14 protein-coding genes are annotated in these 14,951 nt (G+C 50.8%); all 14 read left to right on the top strand.

All coding sequences use genetic code 11. From position 1 onward, the window contains the following. Positions 1-3: 3 nt before the first annotated feature. A complete protein-coding gene (gene mraY / locus ACSR9A_RS22910; protein ID WP_473759686.1) occupies positions 4-966 on the top strand; it encodes a phospho-N-acetylmuramoyl-pentapeptide-transferase in 963 nt (320 codons plus the stop codon). Positions 967-1,246: 280 nt separating this feature from the next. Continuing rightward, positions 1,247-2,692 carry a UDP-N-acetylmuramoyl-L-alanine--D-glutamate ligase gene (murD, locus tag ACSR9A_RS22905; protein WP_473759683.1) on the top strand — a complete coding sequence of 482 codons (1,446 nt, stop codon included), beginning with the start codon at positions 1,247-1,249 and terminating at the stop codon, positions 2,690-2,692. Positions 2,693-2,736: 44 nt separating this feature from the next. Beyond that, entirely contained in the window at positions 2,737-3,834 is a 1,098-nt protein-coding gene (gene spoVE / locus ACSR9A_RS22900) for a stage V sporulation protein E (RefSeq protein WP_341282186.1), read from the top strand. 170 nt (positions 3,835-4,004) lie between these two features. Then, a complete protein-coding gene (gene murB, locus ACSR9A_RS22895) occupies positions 4,005-4,910 on the top strand; it encodes a UDP-N-acetylmuramate dehydrogenase (RefSeq protein WP_473759682.1) in 906 nt (301 codons plus the stop codon). Between the two features lie 15 nt (positions 4,911-4,925). After that, the gene (gene murA / locus ACSR9A_RS22890; RefSeq protein WP_473759681.1) at positions 4,926-6,203 is read left to right on the top strand and encodes a UDP-N-acetylglucosamine 1-carboxyvinyltransferase; all 1,278 of its coding nucleotides are present in this window, start codon (positions 4,926-4,928) and stop codon (positions 6,201-6,203) included. An 84-nt stretch (positions 6,204-6,287) separates the two neighbouring features. Further along, positions 6,288-7,037: a cell division protein FtsQ/DivIB gene (locus tag ACSR9A_RS22885; RefSeq protein WP_473759679.1), complete on the top strand. Its 750-nt coding sequence runs from the start codon at positions 6,288-6,290 to the stop codon at positions 7,035-7,037. A gap of 355 nt (positions 7,038-7,392) precedes the next feature. Next, positions 7,393-8,640 carry a cell division protein FtsA gene (ftsA, locus tag ACSR9A_RS22880; RefSeq protein ID WP_341282190.1) on the top strand — a complete coding sequence of 416 codons (1,248 nt, stop codon included), beginning with the start codon at positions 7,393-7,395 and terminating at the stop codon, positions 8,638-8,640. Positions 8,641-8,656: 16 nt separating this feature from the next. Further along, positions 8,657-9,790 carry a cell division protein FtsZ gene (ftsZ, locus tag ACSR9A_RS22875; RefSeq protein WP_046230419.1) on the top strand — a complete coding sequence of 378 codons (1,134 nt, stop codon included), beginning with the start codon at positions 8,657-8,659 and terminating at the stop codon, positions 9,788-9,790. 347 nt (positions 9,791-10,137) lie between these two features. Then, positions 10,138-11,142: a sigma-E processing peptidase SpoIIGA gene (spoIIGA, locus tag ACSR9A_RS22870; protein WP_473759677.1), complete on the top strand. Its 1,005-nt coding sequence runs from the start codon at positions 10,138-10,140 to the stop codon at positions 11,140-11,142. Between the two features lie 5 nt (positions 11,143-11,147). After that, positions 11,148-11,870: an RNA polymerase sporulation sigma factor SigE gene (gene sigE, locus ACSR9A_RS22865; RefSeq protein WP_046230421.1), complete on the top strand. Its 723-nt coding sequence runs from the start codon at positions 11,148-11,150 to the stop codon at positions 11,868-11,870. 102 nt (positions 11,871-11,972) lie between these two features. Next, on the top strand, positions 11,973-12,755 hold the full coding sequence (sigG, locus tag ACSR9A_RS22860) for an RNA polymerase sporulation sigma factor SigG (protein WP_338555683.1): 783 nt from the start codon (positions 11,973-11,975) through the stop codon (positions 12,753-12,755). Between the two features lie 307 nt (positions 12,756-13,062). Continuing rightward, a complete protein-coding gene (locus ACSR9A_RS22855; RefSeq protein ID WP_046230423.1) occupies positions 13,063-13,341 on the top strand; it encodes a YlmC/YmxH family sporulation protein in 279 nt (92 codons plus the stop codon). A 33-nt stretch (positions 13,342-13,374) separates the two neighbouring features. Beyond that, positions 13,375-14,229, top strand: a complete 855-nt coding sequence (gene pgeF, locus ACSR9A_RS22850; RefSeq protein WP_473759676.1) for a peptidoglycan editing factor PgeF — start codon at positions 13,375-13,377, stop codon at positions 14,227-14,229. 5 nt (positions 14,230-14,234) lie between these two features. Further along, a complete protein-coding gene (locus ACSR9A_RS22845; protein ID WP_473759675.1) occupies positions 14,235-14,951 on the top strand; it encodes a YggS family pyridoxal phosphate-dependent enzyme in 717 nt (238 codons plus the stop codon).

The raw sequence follows: 14,951 nt of genomic DNA, 5'->3' as shown, positions 1-14,951 counted from the left end.
AGCATGGACATGATGATTATTTTATTCACACTAGGCCTTTCATTTTTGCTCGCGGCTCTGCTTGGGCCGATTTGTATTCCCTTGCTGAAACGAATGAAGTTTGGCCAGCAAATTCGTACAGACGGACCGCAAAGCCATTTGAAAAAAAGCGGCACACCAACGATGGGCGGCATCATTATTATGCTGGCGCTGCTCATAGCCTTTTTGAATTTTGCCGATAAAACGGCGGATTTTTGGGTGCTGCTTACCGCCTCGCTAGGCTTTGGCCTCGTTGGCTTTCTCGACGATTACATCAAAATCGTCTTCAAGCGCTCGCTCGGCTTGACCGCGCGCCAGAAGCTGTTCGGGCAGCTGTTGTTCTCGGTTATCGTCTGCGCGCTGCTGTACCAGATGCACCATAGCACAGAAATCATCGTTCCCGGCACGTCATGGAGCTTCGATATGGGATGGTTTTATTATCCGTTTGTCGTCATTATTTTGTTCGCGGCCAGCAATTCGGTTAATTTCACCGATGGGCTGGACGGACTGCTCGCTGGTACAAGCGCGATTGCCTTTGGCGCATTTACAATTGTTGCGCTGCAAGTGTCAGCTTATGGCTCTGCCATTTTCTCGGCCGCGATGATTGGAGCCGTACTCGGCTTCCTGATCTACAACGCCTATCCTGCCAAAGTGTTTATGGGGGATACCGGCTCGCTGGGCATCGGCGGCGGCATTGCGGCGGTAGCGATTTTGACGAAAATGGAGCTGCTGCTCATTTTAATCGGCGGTATTTTCGTACTCGAAATGCTGTCGGTTATTTTACAGGTCGGTTCCTTCAAGCTGCGTGGCAAGCGGATTTTCAAAATGAGCCCGATTCATCATCATTTTGAATTGTCCGGCTGGTCCGAGTGGCGTGTTGTATCAACGTTCTGGGCGGTTGGTCTCGTGTTTGCAGTGCTGTCGCTTTTGCTGATACGCGTATTTTAAAATTACTGCACACAAGCAAAAACGACTTCGTCGTCCTTCTAGGACGAGCGAAGAGCTTTGCCTTAGAATTCAAGGTGAAACGACTTTCGCCGTCCTTTGGCGGCAAAGCAACCGTTTCGCGTAGAAATATAGAGAAAGGATGGAAAAATCATATCCTTTCCTAATATTTTTCAAAAAAATAGGGATAGCAGCTGGCGCTTCAAGCAACGCCGAGATTCTAACTTGCGAATCACGGTGTTGCGGGGCTCATGCTGCTGGCCTTTACAAGGAGCTGTCATTTATGGATCATCCGGCATCATACCGGGGCCGCCGCATTGTGGTGCTTGGCCTGGCGAGAAGCGGGGTTAGCGTCGCGAAGGTGTTTCATTCCTATGGGGCGGAGGTAATAGTAAACGATAAGAAAGAGCAAGACCAATGTCCCGAAGCGGAGGAGCTAATCGCTTTGGGCATTTCTGTGCTTTGCGGTTCTCATCCAGACGACCTGATTACAGCTGATACAGCGCTGCTTGTGAAAAATCCGGGCATCCCTTATTCTACTCCGCCCATTAGGCAAGCCGCAGCAGCAGGCGTTGAAATTGTGACGGAGGTGGAAGTGGCCTATTGGCTTTCGCCGGCACCGATTATTGGTATTACAGGCTCGAATGGCAAAACGACAACGACAACCTGGATCGGCGAGCTGCTGGAGGCGGCGGGCAAAAATCCCATCGTGGCCGGCAACATTGGCCGTCCATTATGCGAAGCGGCAGTTGAAGCGACAGAGGACAACTGGCTTGTCGCCGAGCTGAGCAGCTTTCAGCTTAAAGGGACATCGGGCTTCCGTCCCCGCGTCGCCCTGCTGCTCAATGTAGTAGAGACGCATCTGGATTATCATGGCGGCATGGAAGATTACATACATTCGAAGGCAAAGCTGTTTGCCAATCAGACGGCAGAAGATACGGCTGTGCTGAACTGGGATGATCCGGTTTGCCGGCAGCTCGCTGATCGTCTGAATGCTACTATTTTTCCCTTCTCGCTTTATGAAAAGCTAAGCTATGGGGTGGCGATTGAGCCTCCATATGTGAAGACAGCTTCGAACGCTTCTCTGGGTGAAACTGAAGCTGCTGACGTACGCCATATCGTATGGCATAAGCAGGATGGAACGCAAACGAAGCTGCTTGAAGTGGGCGAGCTTGGCATCCCAGGGCGCCACAATGCGGCAAATGCGCTTGCGGCCATTGCGGCATGTCTAGCAGCCGGAGCATTGCCGGAGCAGCTTACCGAGACGCTGCGGAGCTTTAAAGGTGTAGAACACAGGCTGGAGTATGCAGGCGAAGTAAAAGGGGTCAAATATTACAACGATTCCAAGGCTACGAATCCGACAGCGACGATGATGTCCGCTCACTCATTGACTGCGCCAATCGTGCTGATTGCAGGGGGCCTTGATCGCGGCTCGGATTACATGGAGCTGCTGCCGCTGTTCCGTGACAGGCTCAAGGGGCTTGTGGCGCTCGGCGAGACACGCGGCAAGCTGGGCCATGTTGCGGAGCTGGCAGGTTTAGCAGGCGTTCGATTGGTCGAACCTGAAGACAGCGCCGAAGCGACCTTGCGCGAAGCGGTGCGGCATGCAGCCGCGCTAGCAGCGCCGGGCGACATCGTATTGCTGTCGCCGGCCTGTGCCAGCTGGGATATGTTTACATCCTATGAGCAGCGCGGGCGCATTTTTAAAGATTCGGCGCATACCTTGTAAGTAGGGGGCTTGTCCCTACTTTTACATGCAAAGAGGTGTACGCTATGGCCAAAGCCAGGTCTGCCCCGGACGTATGGATGATCGTCTCCATTGCGCTCATTCTGGCTATCGGAATCATTATGGTATACAGCGCGAGCGCAGTGCTCGCTTTTCATGAATTCGGAGACCGCTATTATTACGTCAAGCGCCAGCTGCTGTTCGCCGGTCTCGGCGTCTGTGCGCTCATCTTCACCATGAATATGAATTATCTCGTTTGGCGCAAATGGGCAAAAATCGCCTTGATCATCTGCTTCGTTCTGCTTGTCATCGTACTGATCCCCGGTGTGGGCGTCGTGCGCGGCGGAGCGCGAAGCTGGCTCGGCATCAGCTCGTTCGGCATCCAGCCTTCCGAATTCATGAAGCTGGCGATGGTTTTATTTTTGGCAAAATGGCTTTCCGAGAAGCAGCAGACGATTACGCTGTTCGTCAAGGGACTGCTGCCTCCGCTTGGGATGGCGCTGCTCGCCTTCGGCCTCATTATGCTGCAGCCGGATCTTGGTTCCGGAGCAGTCATGGTCGCGGCATCTCTGCTTTTGATCTTTACGGCAGGCGCACAGCTCAAGCATTTGGGACTGCTCGCGCTTGCAGGCGCCGCGGGGCTTGTCGGCCTTATTTTGGCTGCTCCCTACCGGCTGCAGCGTATCTCGGGCTTCCTTGATCCATGGGCGGATCCGCTGGGCTCAGGCTATCAAATTATTCAATCGCTATATGCGATTGGCCCAGGAGGACTTGTCGGGCTTGGCCTCGGCATGAGCCGGCAGAAGTTCAGCTATTTGCCGGAGCCGCAAACGGACTTTATTTTCTCCATCGTTGCAGAAGAGCTTGGGTTTATCGGTGGTTCAGCTCTGATTGTGCTGTTTATGATCGTGATATGGCGCGGCATTCGAACGGCCATTTATGCCCCTGATACGTTCGGCAGCTTGCTCGCAGTCGGCATCACGAGCATTATCGGCGTTCAGGTGCTCATCAATATCGGTGTCGTTATCGGAATGATGCCTGTAACGGGCATTACGCTGCCGCTTGTCAGCTATGGCGGTTCATCGCTTACGCTTCTGCTCACATCGCTGGGCATTTTACTTAATATTTCACGTTATTCAAGGTGAATGAACAACTAGGCTTGCGGCGCTTGCTCCATACAATAAGAGGGCTTGCAGCCTGACGCTATAGGCATTTGTCACACTACCCGGGCACAGGGCATAGGATACTCTTATAAATCGTGACCATCGCCGAGCGGGCCTGTTCTTCACCTTGAAGCAGAAGGAGGTTAGACAGCATGGAACATGTAGCTGAGCTGTTTGAAAATGCAAAAATTGGAAAAGTACTCATTAATGAACGGCTGGAAAATCATACTACTTGGAAAATAGGCGGTCCTGCCGATATTCTTATTATACCGGATGGAAAGCAGCAAATGATGTCGGCTGTCCGGCTGCTTCATGAAAACGGCATACCGTGGACCCATTTGGGACGCGGCTCCAATATGCTGGTGAGCGACAAGGGCATTCGCGGCGTTGTCATTAAACCGCGGGGCGGACTGGATTATGTGCGCTTCGACGGGAACACTGTTCATGCCGGAGCGGCTTATTCCTTCATTAAACTGTCTGTGATGTCCGGCAAGGAAGGACTGACAGGCTTGGAATTTGCCGGGGGCATTCCGGGAACCGTAGGCGGGGCCGTCTATATGAATGCCGGAGCGCATGGATCGGATGTGTCGCGTATTTTCAAGTCAGCCGAGATTGTGCTGGGAAATGGTGAATTGGTAACCTACGGACCTGAGGAGATGCAATTTTCTTACCGACATTCCGTGCTGCATGAACGCAAAGGGCTCGTGCTTTCAGCGACCTTCGAGCTTGCGCCTGGAGACCGTCAGGAAATTGCTGCAACGCTGGCCTCATACAAGGAAAGGCGGCTGCGTACCCAACCGCTGCAGCTGGCATGTGCGGGCAGCGTCTTCCGCAACCCGCCAGGCGATTATGCCGCCAGATTGATCGAGGAGGCGGGGCTTAAAGGCCACCGTGTAGGTGCAGCCGAAGTATCCGGGCTGCATGCCAATTTTATCGTCAACACCGGGCAAGCGACAGCTGAAGATGTGCTTACCCTCATGGCTCATATTCAAGGCGTCATTGTGGATCGATATGGGATCAGCTTGGTGCCGGAAGTGCTGGTGGTGGGTGAGCGGTAATTCGGAGGTGAGACATTGGACAAATTGGTGATTGAAGGCGGGAAACCACTCTCAGGAACCATGGTTATCCAAGGAGCGAAAAATGCCGCTTTGCCAATATTAGCAGCCAGCTTATTGGCCGAAGGCGAAACGACGCTGGAACATGTGCCGAAGCTGCTGGATATCGACGTCATGCTCAGCATACTGCGGGAACTCGGATGCCATGCGGAGCATGAGGGCGATACGGTACAGCTGAACACGGAAAGCTTGCATCTCTCCCATGTGCCGGAAAAGTTAATGGGGCAGATGCGCTCGTCCATCTTTCTAATGGGGCCGCTACTTGCGAGGTTTGGTGAAGTGCAGGTGTATCAGCCTGGCGGCTGCGCAATTGGGCAGCGCAAAATTGATTTGCATCTGGAGGGACTTCGGGCGCTCGGGGCCGATATTGAAGAAGCGGGCAATCGTATCATTTGCCGGGCAGACCGTCTCAAAGGAGCCGATATTCATCTAAGCTTCCCTAGTGTCGGAGCGACGGAAAATATGATGATGGCCGCGGTGCTTGCTGAAGGGCGAACGATGATTACGAATGCTGCTCGCGAGCCGGAAATTCAGGATTTGCAGCGGTTTCTGAATGCGATGGGTGCCGAGATGATCGGTGCTGGTACGGATACTATTACGATTAATGGTGTAAAGTCGCTTTCTCCCTGTAAGTACAAGGTCATTCCTGATCGAATTGTAACCGGCACCTTAATGGTTGCGGCTGCTGCGACGCGCGGTCAAATTACTCTTCTGAATACATGCCCCTCCCACTTGTCTTCCTTAATACACGTGCTTCGCCGGTCAGGTATTCAAATCACCACCCACGATGATATAATAAAAGTTAGCTGTGCATCCCGCCCCAAAGCCATTGAACGAATTGTTACTTCTCCATATCCTGCTTTTCCAACCGACCTGCAATCTCAAGTGATGGTGCTGCTGGCGCTTGCAGACGGAACGAGCATTATGAAGGAGACGATTTTCGAAGGCAGGCTGAAGCATGTTGACGAACTATCACGAATGGGTGCGGATATACGGGTTGATATGAATGCGGCTTTTATCCGGGGCGTTCCGCGTCTTTATGGAGCGACGGTGGAAGCAACGGATTTGCGGGCAGGGGCAGCGCTTGTAATCGCGGGCCTCGCTGCGCAAGGGAAGACGGTAGTGGAGCAAATTCATCATATTGATCGGGGCTATGATCGCATTGAGACGATGTTAAGCAGACTGGGAGCAAGGATTTCACGCAATTCTCCTGTTCCTCAAGCTCCTAATAACTAGTGTATGCGAACAAGCGCCTGAATAGAAACTCCCGGGTCCTGCTATTTGGGAACCGGATGTTTTTGGGGAAAGAAGGGACAAGTTATGAGCGCGCCGATGCCAGTGCTTAAAAAACCGGTTGGCAAACGAAAGGGCAATCGCAAGCTGCTTAGCGTGCTTGTGCTGCTTTTTATCATTTTGCTGTCCGTGCTGTTTTTTAATTCTTCTATTAGCAAAATTTCGGAAATTCATATTGAAGGCACTGCCTATACAACTACTGCAGAAATTGGACAGGCTGCCGCTATATCGGTGGGCGACGCTTTTTTTGGTACAACGTCGGCAACGATCGAGGAAGCGGTTAAAGCGATTCCGACCATTAATAATGTCACCGTGGACAAAGCTTTCCCTGGGAAGGTGACGATTACGGTAGAGGAATATCCGGTCGTTGCCTTTGAGCTGTTCAGCGATGGCAATTTGACAGCACTGCTGGCGAACGGTTCGGAGCTTCCTGCAGCCAATGAGGAGCTATTGGTCAATAAGCCTGTATTGTCTGGGTGGAAGCAGGGAGATGAATACCGCGTGGAGCTTGCGGAGCAGCTTGGCAAAATTCCGGCGAAGCAGCTGTCTGATTTATCCGAAATTATGCCATATCCATCCAAGGCGTATCCTGACCGCATCAAAATTTATACGCGCACGAAATTTGAAGTAGTAACAGCCATTTCATTGCTGAGCGAGAAAATCGAAACGATGAATGCGGTCATTGAAACACAGGAGCCTGGAAAAATCACCCTGCTGCTAGCGGATACTTATGATTCTTTTATTAAGACAGATCCTGAAAATGAAGAGGGCAGTTGAAAAACAGACTACTCATTTTTAGAAAACAGTGATAAGATTTTATAGGTGGACTTTTTAAAAGAATGCAAAACGACGTGCTTGGCGCTTAAACACCATATGAGTATTCTTTTAAATATAGGAAAGGATCTGCTATTCCCATCCTTTCTCTATATTTCTCGGAATGAAAACGCGCCGCGCCGCCAAAGGATGGCGAAAGCCGTTTCACCTTGATGAAATTAAAATTCATATAGAGTTAGAAAAATAGTGCTCTTAAAAAGAGGGATACTATTAACTGCGTTGAATATGTAAAAAGGCGTTTTGTGATTAAACTGATACAAGCTGTATAATTTATAAGTTGAAACGGAGGTGCCGCGGGTTGAGCAGCAACGACATCATCGTCAGTTTAGACATCGGTACGTCCAAAGTTCGTGCTATTATTGGCGAAGTGAATAACGGAGCCATTAATATTATTGGAGTTGGATCTGCCGACTCAGAGGGTATTCGCAAAGGAGCTATTGTAGATATCGACCAGACCGTTCAGTCGATTCGCAATGCGATTGAGCATGCGGAACGAATGGTAGGTATTCAAATATCAGACGTCTATGTAGGTATTCAAGGCAATCATATTGCTTTGCAAACCAATCATGGCGTCGTTGCCGTATCCAATGAGGACCGTGAAATTGGCGAAGAAGATATTGAAAGAGTTGTGCAGGCTGCGAAAGTAGTAGCCTTGCCGCCTGAACGCGAGATTATTAATTTAGTGCCGAAGCAATATTTGGTAGACGGACTGGAGGGCATATCCGATCCTCGGGGGATGATCGGCGTGCGTCTGGAAGTGGAAGCCACCATTGTAACCGGTACTAAGACAGCGATACATAATTTGATGCGCTGTGTGGAGAAAGCAGGGCTCCGCATTTCTGGCGTCATATTGATGTCATTGGCATCCGGCGTCATATCGCTGACGAAAGACGAGAAAATGATGGGTACTGTACTTGCGGATATCGGAGCAGGCTCCTGTACGATTACGATTTTCGAGCAGGGCGGACTTGCAGCGACTGCTACGCTTCCTATCGGCGGAGAATACGTAACGAACGATATCGCTTACGGTTTGCGTACCCAAAGTGATCAAGCCGAGAAAATCAAGCTGAAATACGGCTGCTCCTACATTGGCGATGCTGCGGAAGATGTGAAGTTCAAAGTTCTCCGTATGGGAAGCAATGTAGAGAAGGAATTTTCTCAAGTCGATTTGGCGAGCATTATCGAGCCTCGGATGCAGGAGATTTTCAGCCTGATCAAGCAAGAGGTTCGTCGTCTTGGTTATCATGACAAGGTTAGCAGCTATGTACTGACTGGAGGAGCAGTGACAATGCCGGGCACATTGGCGCTTGCTCAAGCAGAGCTTGAATCCACCGTACGCGTGGCACTTCCGGATTATATCGGCGTGCGCGATCCCGCTTACAGCAGCGGTGTAGGAATGATTCAATACGTATCGAAATATATGGGAGCGCGCGGAACGACCAGCACAGTGAAAAAAGCCGCAAGCAGCCGCAAAACGGGTTCCACCGCTTCATCCAAACCCGGTATGTTCGAACGGATAAAAAATATGTTTAATGAATTTATTTGATCGGGGGAAATTGATGATGTTGGAATTCGACATGGAATTGGAGCAGCTCGCTCAAATAAAAGTAATCGGCGTCGGCGGCGGCGGCAGCAATGCGGTTAACCGAATGATTGAAAATGGGGTAAAAGGTGTTGACTTTATTACCGTCAATACGGATGCTCAGGCGCTGCATTTGTCGAAATCCGAGCATAAGCTGCAAATCGGCGATAAGCTGACACGTGGACTTGGCGCGGGCGCTAACCCGGAAGTGGGTAAGAAAGCGGCTGAAGAATCTCGTGATCTCGCACTCAACCAGCTGAAGGGCTCGGACATGGTATTCGTTACCGCAGGTATGGGCGGCGGCACAGGAACAGGCGCTGCGCCTGTTATTGCCGAAATCGCAAGAGAATGCGGAGCGCTGACTGTAGGCGTAGTAACCCGTCCATTTACCTTCGAAGGCCGCAAGCGCGCCGCACAAGCGGAAATGGGCATAGAAGCGCTTAAAGAGAAAGTAGATACACTGATCGTTATCCCAAATGACCGTCTTTTGGAAATTGTCGACAAGAAGACGCCTATGCTGGAAGCGTTCCGTGAAGCGGATAACGTGCTTCGTCAAGCGGTGCAAGGTATTTCCGATTTGATCCAAGTACCGGGTCTGATCAACCTTGACTTCGCAGACGTTAAGACGATTATGACAGAGCGCGGCTCTGCACTGATGGGAATCGGGGAAGCCAGCGGTGAGAACCGTGCAGCAGAAGCGGCGAAAAAAGCGATTATGAGCCCGCTGCTGGAAACGTCCATTGATGGCGCACGTGGCGTTATTATGAACATTACAGGCGGCAGCAACCTGAGCCTGTATGAAGTTAATGAAGCAGCTGAAATTGTTATTTCCGCTTCCGATCCGGAAGTGAATATGATTTTTGGTGCCATTATTGACGATAATTTGAAAGATGAAATCAAAGTTACCGTCATTGCGACTGGCTTTGAGCACAAGGCCGCACCGGCTGCTAGACGCTCGCCGCAGCAGCAAGGAGAATCAGAGACTCGCCAGCCGGCAAGTCCGACCTCCGCGCCTGCTTCGACATCGTCTGTCAAGCCTTTTGGTGCCAGCACTTCGAGCGATCAGCTTGAAATTCCAGCCTTTTTACGCAACCGTCCACGCAGCGATCGCTAGATGGCGGTTATAGCTTGCAGCAAAGTCCGCTTTTCCCGTTATCCTTGGGGAGCGGGCTTTTTGCGTTCTCTAAAATATAGGAAAGGATATGGTTTTTCATCCTTTCCTATATTTCTCGGACTGAAACGCGCCGCACCGCCAGAGGATGGCGACAGCTGGTTCACCTTGTTCCAAGCAGGAGCTAGTCCGAAACACTTTTGCTGCTGTCAAACGACCGCTTGTCCTGCCGTTTTTTATTCACGCGCTCGACAAAAAAAGATGGCTCACCCCGTCATGATTAGACAGACTTTGAAATAGGATTTTAATATACTAGTCTCAATCGTTCTCACCGGCGTCATGCACCAAGCTTGGCGGACGGAATTCGCGGGAAGGTGACGATTGTGGCTGTATATGTCGATGTCATGTTTGTGCGGGAGCTGCTAGTGGACGGCGGGCTGCTGCTGACGACAGCATGGGCGAGGAACATTCGTGCCAAGCCATGGCGCGTGCTCGCCGCTGCAAGTGTTGGAGCCAGCTACGTCGTGCTCATGCTGTTTCCGATGCTGTCCGTCCTGTTTACCTTGGTTGTCAAGCTAGGCATCTCGATGCTGATGCTATGGATTGCCTTTGGTTATGGGTCGACTCAGCATTTTCTTCGCACGACGGCAGCCTTTTATGCCGTTAATTTTGTGGCGGCAGGAGCGATCATCGGCATTTATTATTTGCTGATGCAGGGCTCGGGAGAAGTATGGCGAACGATTGCCTTTGTCGATGGAAGCATGCATGTTGAACTGAAAATGAGCCTTATTTATTTATTTGCAGCGTTTTGTATCGGGCTGTATATATACCGCACCGTGTTGACGCAGCGTCGTGAAAGGGAGTTGGTGCAAACTCATCTTGCCGATGTAAGTATTCATATTGAAAATCAGGAATTCCGCTGCATCGGATTGATTGATACGGGCAATCAGCTCTATGATCCGTTGTCACGAACTCCGGTAATGGTCGTTGAAGCCGCTCTTTGGCAAAATGAATTGCCACCTTCATGGCTGCAAAGCATTCGTGAGGCCGAGGTGGATCGTCTGGTAGCAGGCATGGGCGATGATATTTTTATTTGGCAGCATCGATTGCGTCTCATTCCTTACCGCGGCGTCAACCGCGGCTCGCAATTCATGCTGGCGCTAAAGCCGGATTTTGTCCGGATAGAGCGGGATGGCTGCATTTATGTGGCGAAAAAAGTGTTGATTGGGCTCGATGGCGGCAAGCTGACAGCAGACAGCTCGTATCAGGCGATCATTCATCCCGCTCTTGTGCAGACCCCGCAAGCGGATGTGAAACAGGAGACTGAAAAAACTACGATTATCGGGGAGGGATAGGCCGGATGCTCGTCAAGTGGAAATTGGTTCTGCAGTTATATTATTATCGGACTTTATTTTTATTCGGACTAAAAAGCGAAGAGATTTATTATATTGGTGGAAGCGAAGCGCTGCCGCCTCCCTTGACTCGGGAAGAAGAAGAATATTTGCTGGGCAAGCTGCCTTCTGGGGATACGGCTATCCGGGCGATGCTCATTGAGCGCAACCTGAGGCTTGTCGTATACATTGCCCGCAAATTCGAAAATACAGGCATTCACATTGAGGATTTGGTGTCCATCGGCGCCATTGGCTTAATTAAAGCGGTCAACACCTTTGATCCTGAGAAAAAAATCAAGCTGGCCACCTATGCGTCGAGGTGTATCGAAAATGAAATTCTCATGTATTTGCGCCGCAATAATAAAACGCGTACCGAGGTCTCTTTTGACGAGCCGCTTAATATTGATTGGGATGGCAATGAGCTGCTGCTGTCGGATGTGCTCGGAACGGAAAATGATACGATTTACCGCAATATTGAGGAGCAGGTCGATCGCAAGCTGCTGCATAAGGCGCTCGACAAGCTGACGGAGCGTGAACGCATCATTATGGAGCTGCGCTTCGGGCTTGCGGATGGGGAAGAGAAGACACAGAAGGACGTTGCCGATCTGCTCGGTATCTCTCAATCTTATATTTCGCGTTTGGAAAAACGCATTATTAAGCGGCTGCGCAAGGAGTTCAACAAAATGGTATAAAAGGGCAATCCATAGAGTTGCAAAGCGGAGGTCAAAACAGGAATATTTCGGGCGTCCGAGGAGATAATGAACATTAATGTTTCTCCTTGGGAGGTAATCACGTTGGCACGAAATAAAGTCGAGATCTGTGGAGTGGATACCGCGAAACTGCCTGTCCTGACAAATGTTGAAATGCGGGAGCTGTTCACCGCTTTGCAAACCCGCAATGAGTGGGCAGCCAGAGAGAAATTGGTTAATGGCAACCTGAGGCTTGTGCTCAGTGTCATTCAACGGTTTAACAATAGGGGAGAGTTTGTAGACGACTTGTTCCAGGTCGGCTGCATTGGACTTATGAAGGCGATAGATAATTTTGATCTTGGCCAGAACGTCAAATTTTCCACCTATGCCGTCCCGATGATTATCGGGGAAATCCGCCGTTATTTGCGCGACAATAACCCGATTCGCGTATCGCGAAGCCTGCGGGATATCGCTTATAAAGCGCTGCAAGCCAGAGACAGCCTGACGAATCAAAATTCGCGCGAGCCGACGATTTTTGAAATTTCCGAAATGCTGAATGTTCCAAAGGAAGATGTCGTGTTCGCGCTTGATGCGATCCAGGACCCGGTATCGTTGTTTGAGCCGATTTACCATGACGGCGGCGATCCGATTTATGTGATGGATCAAATTAGTGACGACAAAAACAAAGACGTGTCATGGATCGAGGAAATCGCGCTCCGCGAAGCGATGCATAAGCTGAACAATCGGGAAAAAATGATTTTGTCGATGCGCTTTTTCGAAGGCAAGACGCAAATGGAGGTCGCCGATGAAATCGGAATCTCGCAGGCTCAGGTATCACGCCTAGAAAAGTCGGCAATCCAGCAAATGCAGAAGCATGTTAAGACGTAGATGCTCGTGAAAAAGATGCAGGGCTGCGTGAAGGCTTAATTTTCACGCAGCTCGCCTTTTGGGAAGCAGGCCGGACAATGATGTCCGGTCTTTTTAATTGCCTTTTAGTGCCTTTTAAACGCTTTTTGCAAGGGAAGAGGCAGCTGATTATGCTTGCTGACCGCTGCTAAAGGCGGTTATTTTGCGAAAGAGGACATTTTGGGCGCGTCTTACATATACTGATATAAGAGACAGCATAGCTAGGCTAGGCAGGGTGCCCGGTCATAAAAAAAGTTATTCATCCCGCTGGAAAAGTGGTGAGCAGAAGATGAAAATATCTGATTTTCAGACGAAGGATGTCATTAATATTGTGGACGGCAAGAAGCTTGGACATATTACCGATTTGGAGCTGGATTTGCGGCAGGGACGTATCGATTCGATTGTCATTCCGCAGTATAGCCGCTTTATGGGGCTGTTTGGCGGGCCTGGCGGCGAGGTCGTCATTCCTTGGCGCAACATTGTGAAAATCGGGGCAGATGTTGTGCTCGTTCGCATGGATGAAACGAAGCAGCGCCTGGAGGAAGAGGATTTGCACGCCAGAGGATAACAGGGTAAACTGCATAAAGAGGTGATGACCCGAATGGAAGCTTTTAAGTGGAATCATTCAGCGAAGAATCCTTCGCTTTTTTTGTTGTCTAATTGGATGGATGAAAATAAACAGCTGACAGCCGGTTTTACCGGCCGCGATGGCGGTGTAAGCGCCGCGCCTTGGGCGACGCTGAATATGGGGCTCCATGTCGGCGATGCCGACCCAGACGTCGTTCTCAACCGCCAGCGGGTTGCTGCTGCGGCCGGCTTTCCCTTCGAGGCGTGGACCTGCGCGGAGCAGGTGCATGGCGCTGATGTATATAAAGTAACCGAGCAGGACGCTGGGCGGGGTAGGGATTCCCGCAGCGATGCGATTGCGGATACCGATGCCCTGATGACGGATGTGCCGGGCATTTTGCTCGCCTCCTTTTATGCCGATTGCGTACCGCTTTATTTTTATGATCCGGAGCATCAGGCGGTAGCGCTTGCCCATGCAGGCTGGAAAGGAACCGTTGCGAACATTGCCAAAGTGACGCTCGAGGCGATGACCGCGCAATATGGCACAAGAGCAGAGCATGTGCGCGCAGCCATCGGACCATCGATTGGCGGCTGCTGTTATGAGGTGGATCAAACGGTCACGAGCAAGGTGCAGCCTATGCTGGATACATTCGCTTTGCAGGGCGAAGAAGCGCGTAATAAGTTGATGAAGCTGCTGCCAAATGGCAAGGCGATGGTCGACTTGAAAGAAATTAACCGTCAGATTATGATAAAAGCAGGAATTATGCCGATCCATATCGAATTAACACTGTGGTGTACTGGCTGTCGTCAAGATCTGTTTTTCTCCCATCGGATGGAGGGCGGCAAAACAGGACGAATGGCCAGCTGGATAGGGATTGCAAAGAGGTGACGAAATTGGAGAGCTCATTAACAGAGCGAATAGCAGAAGTACAGCGCCGGATCGATGCAGCGTGCGAGAGAAGCGGTCGTAAGCCGGAGGATGTGAACGTTATTGCGGTGACTAAATATGTATCGCTCGCTACCGCTGTACAGGCGTTTGACGAGGGGCTTCGCCATTTAGGCGAAAACCGCTTTCAGGACGCGCTGCCCAAGTGGGAAGCGATTAGTGGCGAGACAGCCGAAGGAGGCGATGGACAAGCCATCTGGCATTTCATCGGTTCGCTGCAGACGAATAAGGTTAAAGATGTCATAGGGAAGTTTACATACATTCACTCGCTGGATCGTTTGTCGCTTGCACAGGCGATTGAGAAGCGAGCAGCGCAGCTTGGCGTGCAGGTGCCCTGTATGATTCAGGTTAATGTATCGGGCGAAGACTCCAAGCATGGCCTTGAACCGGAGCAGCTGCCGGAGCTTTTGGAAGCGATTAAAGGCTTTCAGTATGTACAGCCCGTTGGCTTAATGACGATGGCGCCTTATGAGGCTGAAGCTGAGCAGACCCGGCCTGTATTCCGCGCCTTGCGGGAGCTGAGGGATAAGATGAATAGGGCAGTGGTTTTGAACGCTCCGCTGACGGAGCTTTCCATGGGTATGTCAAGCGACTTTGAGGTCGCGATTGAAGAAGGCGCAACGTGGATTAGATTAGGAACGATACTTGTGGGAAAAGAGGGATGA

The organism is Paenibacillus sp. R-74696 (assembly GCF_055814915.1).
The sequence above is the reverse complement of the archived record's forward strand: the minus strand, read 5'-3'. Positions and strand labels throughout refer to the sequence as shown.

What these genes read in the sequence shown, in the direction of transcription:
- mraY (WP_473759686.1), top strand. Translation starts at nt 4, where the DNA reads ATGGACATGATGATTATTTTATTCACACTAGGCCTTTCATTTTTGCTC.
- murD (WP_473759683.1), top strand. Translation starts at nt 1,247, where the DNA reads ATGGATCATCCGGCATCATACCGGGGCCGCCGCATTGTGGTGCTTGGC.
- spoVE (WP_341282186.1), top strand. Translation starts at nt 2,737, where the DNA reads ATGGCCAAAGCCAGGTCTGCCCCGGACGTATGGATGATCGTCTCCATT.
- murB (WP_473759682.1), top strand. Translation starts at nt 4,005, where the DNA reads ATGGAACATGTAGCTGAGCTGTTTGAAAATGCAAAAATTGGAAAAGTA.
- ACSR9A_RS22885 (WP_473759679.1), top strand. Translation starts at nt 6,288, where the DNA reads ATGAGCGCGCCGATGCCAGTGCTTAAAAAACCGGTTGGCAAACGAAAG.
- ftsZ (WP_046230419.1), top strand. Translation starts at nt 8,657, where the DNA reads ATGTTGGAATTCGACATGGAATTGGAGCAGCTCGCTCAAATAAAAGTA.
- sigE (WP_046230421.1), top strand. Translation starts at nt 11,148, where the DNA reads ATGCTCGTCAAGTGGAAATTGGTTCTGCAGTTATATTATTATCGGACT.
- ACSR9A_RS22855 (WP_046230423.1), top strand. Translation starts at nt 13,063, where the DNA reads ATGAAAATATCTGATTTTCAGACGAAGGATGTCATTAATATTGTGGAC.
- pgeF (WP_473759676.1), top strand. Translation starts at nt 13,375, where the DNA reads ATGGAAGCTTTTAAGTGGAATCATTCAGCGAAGAATCCTTCGCTTTTT.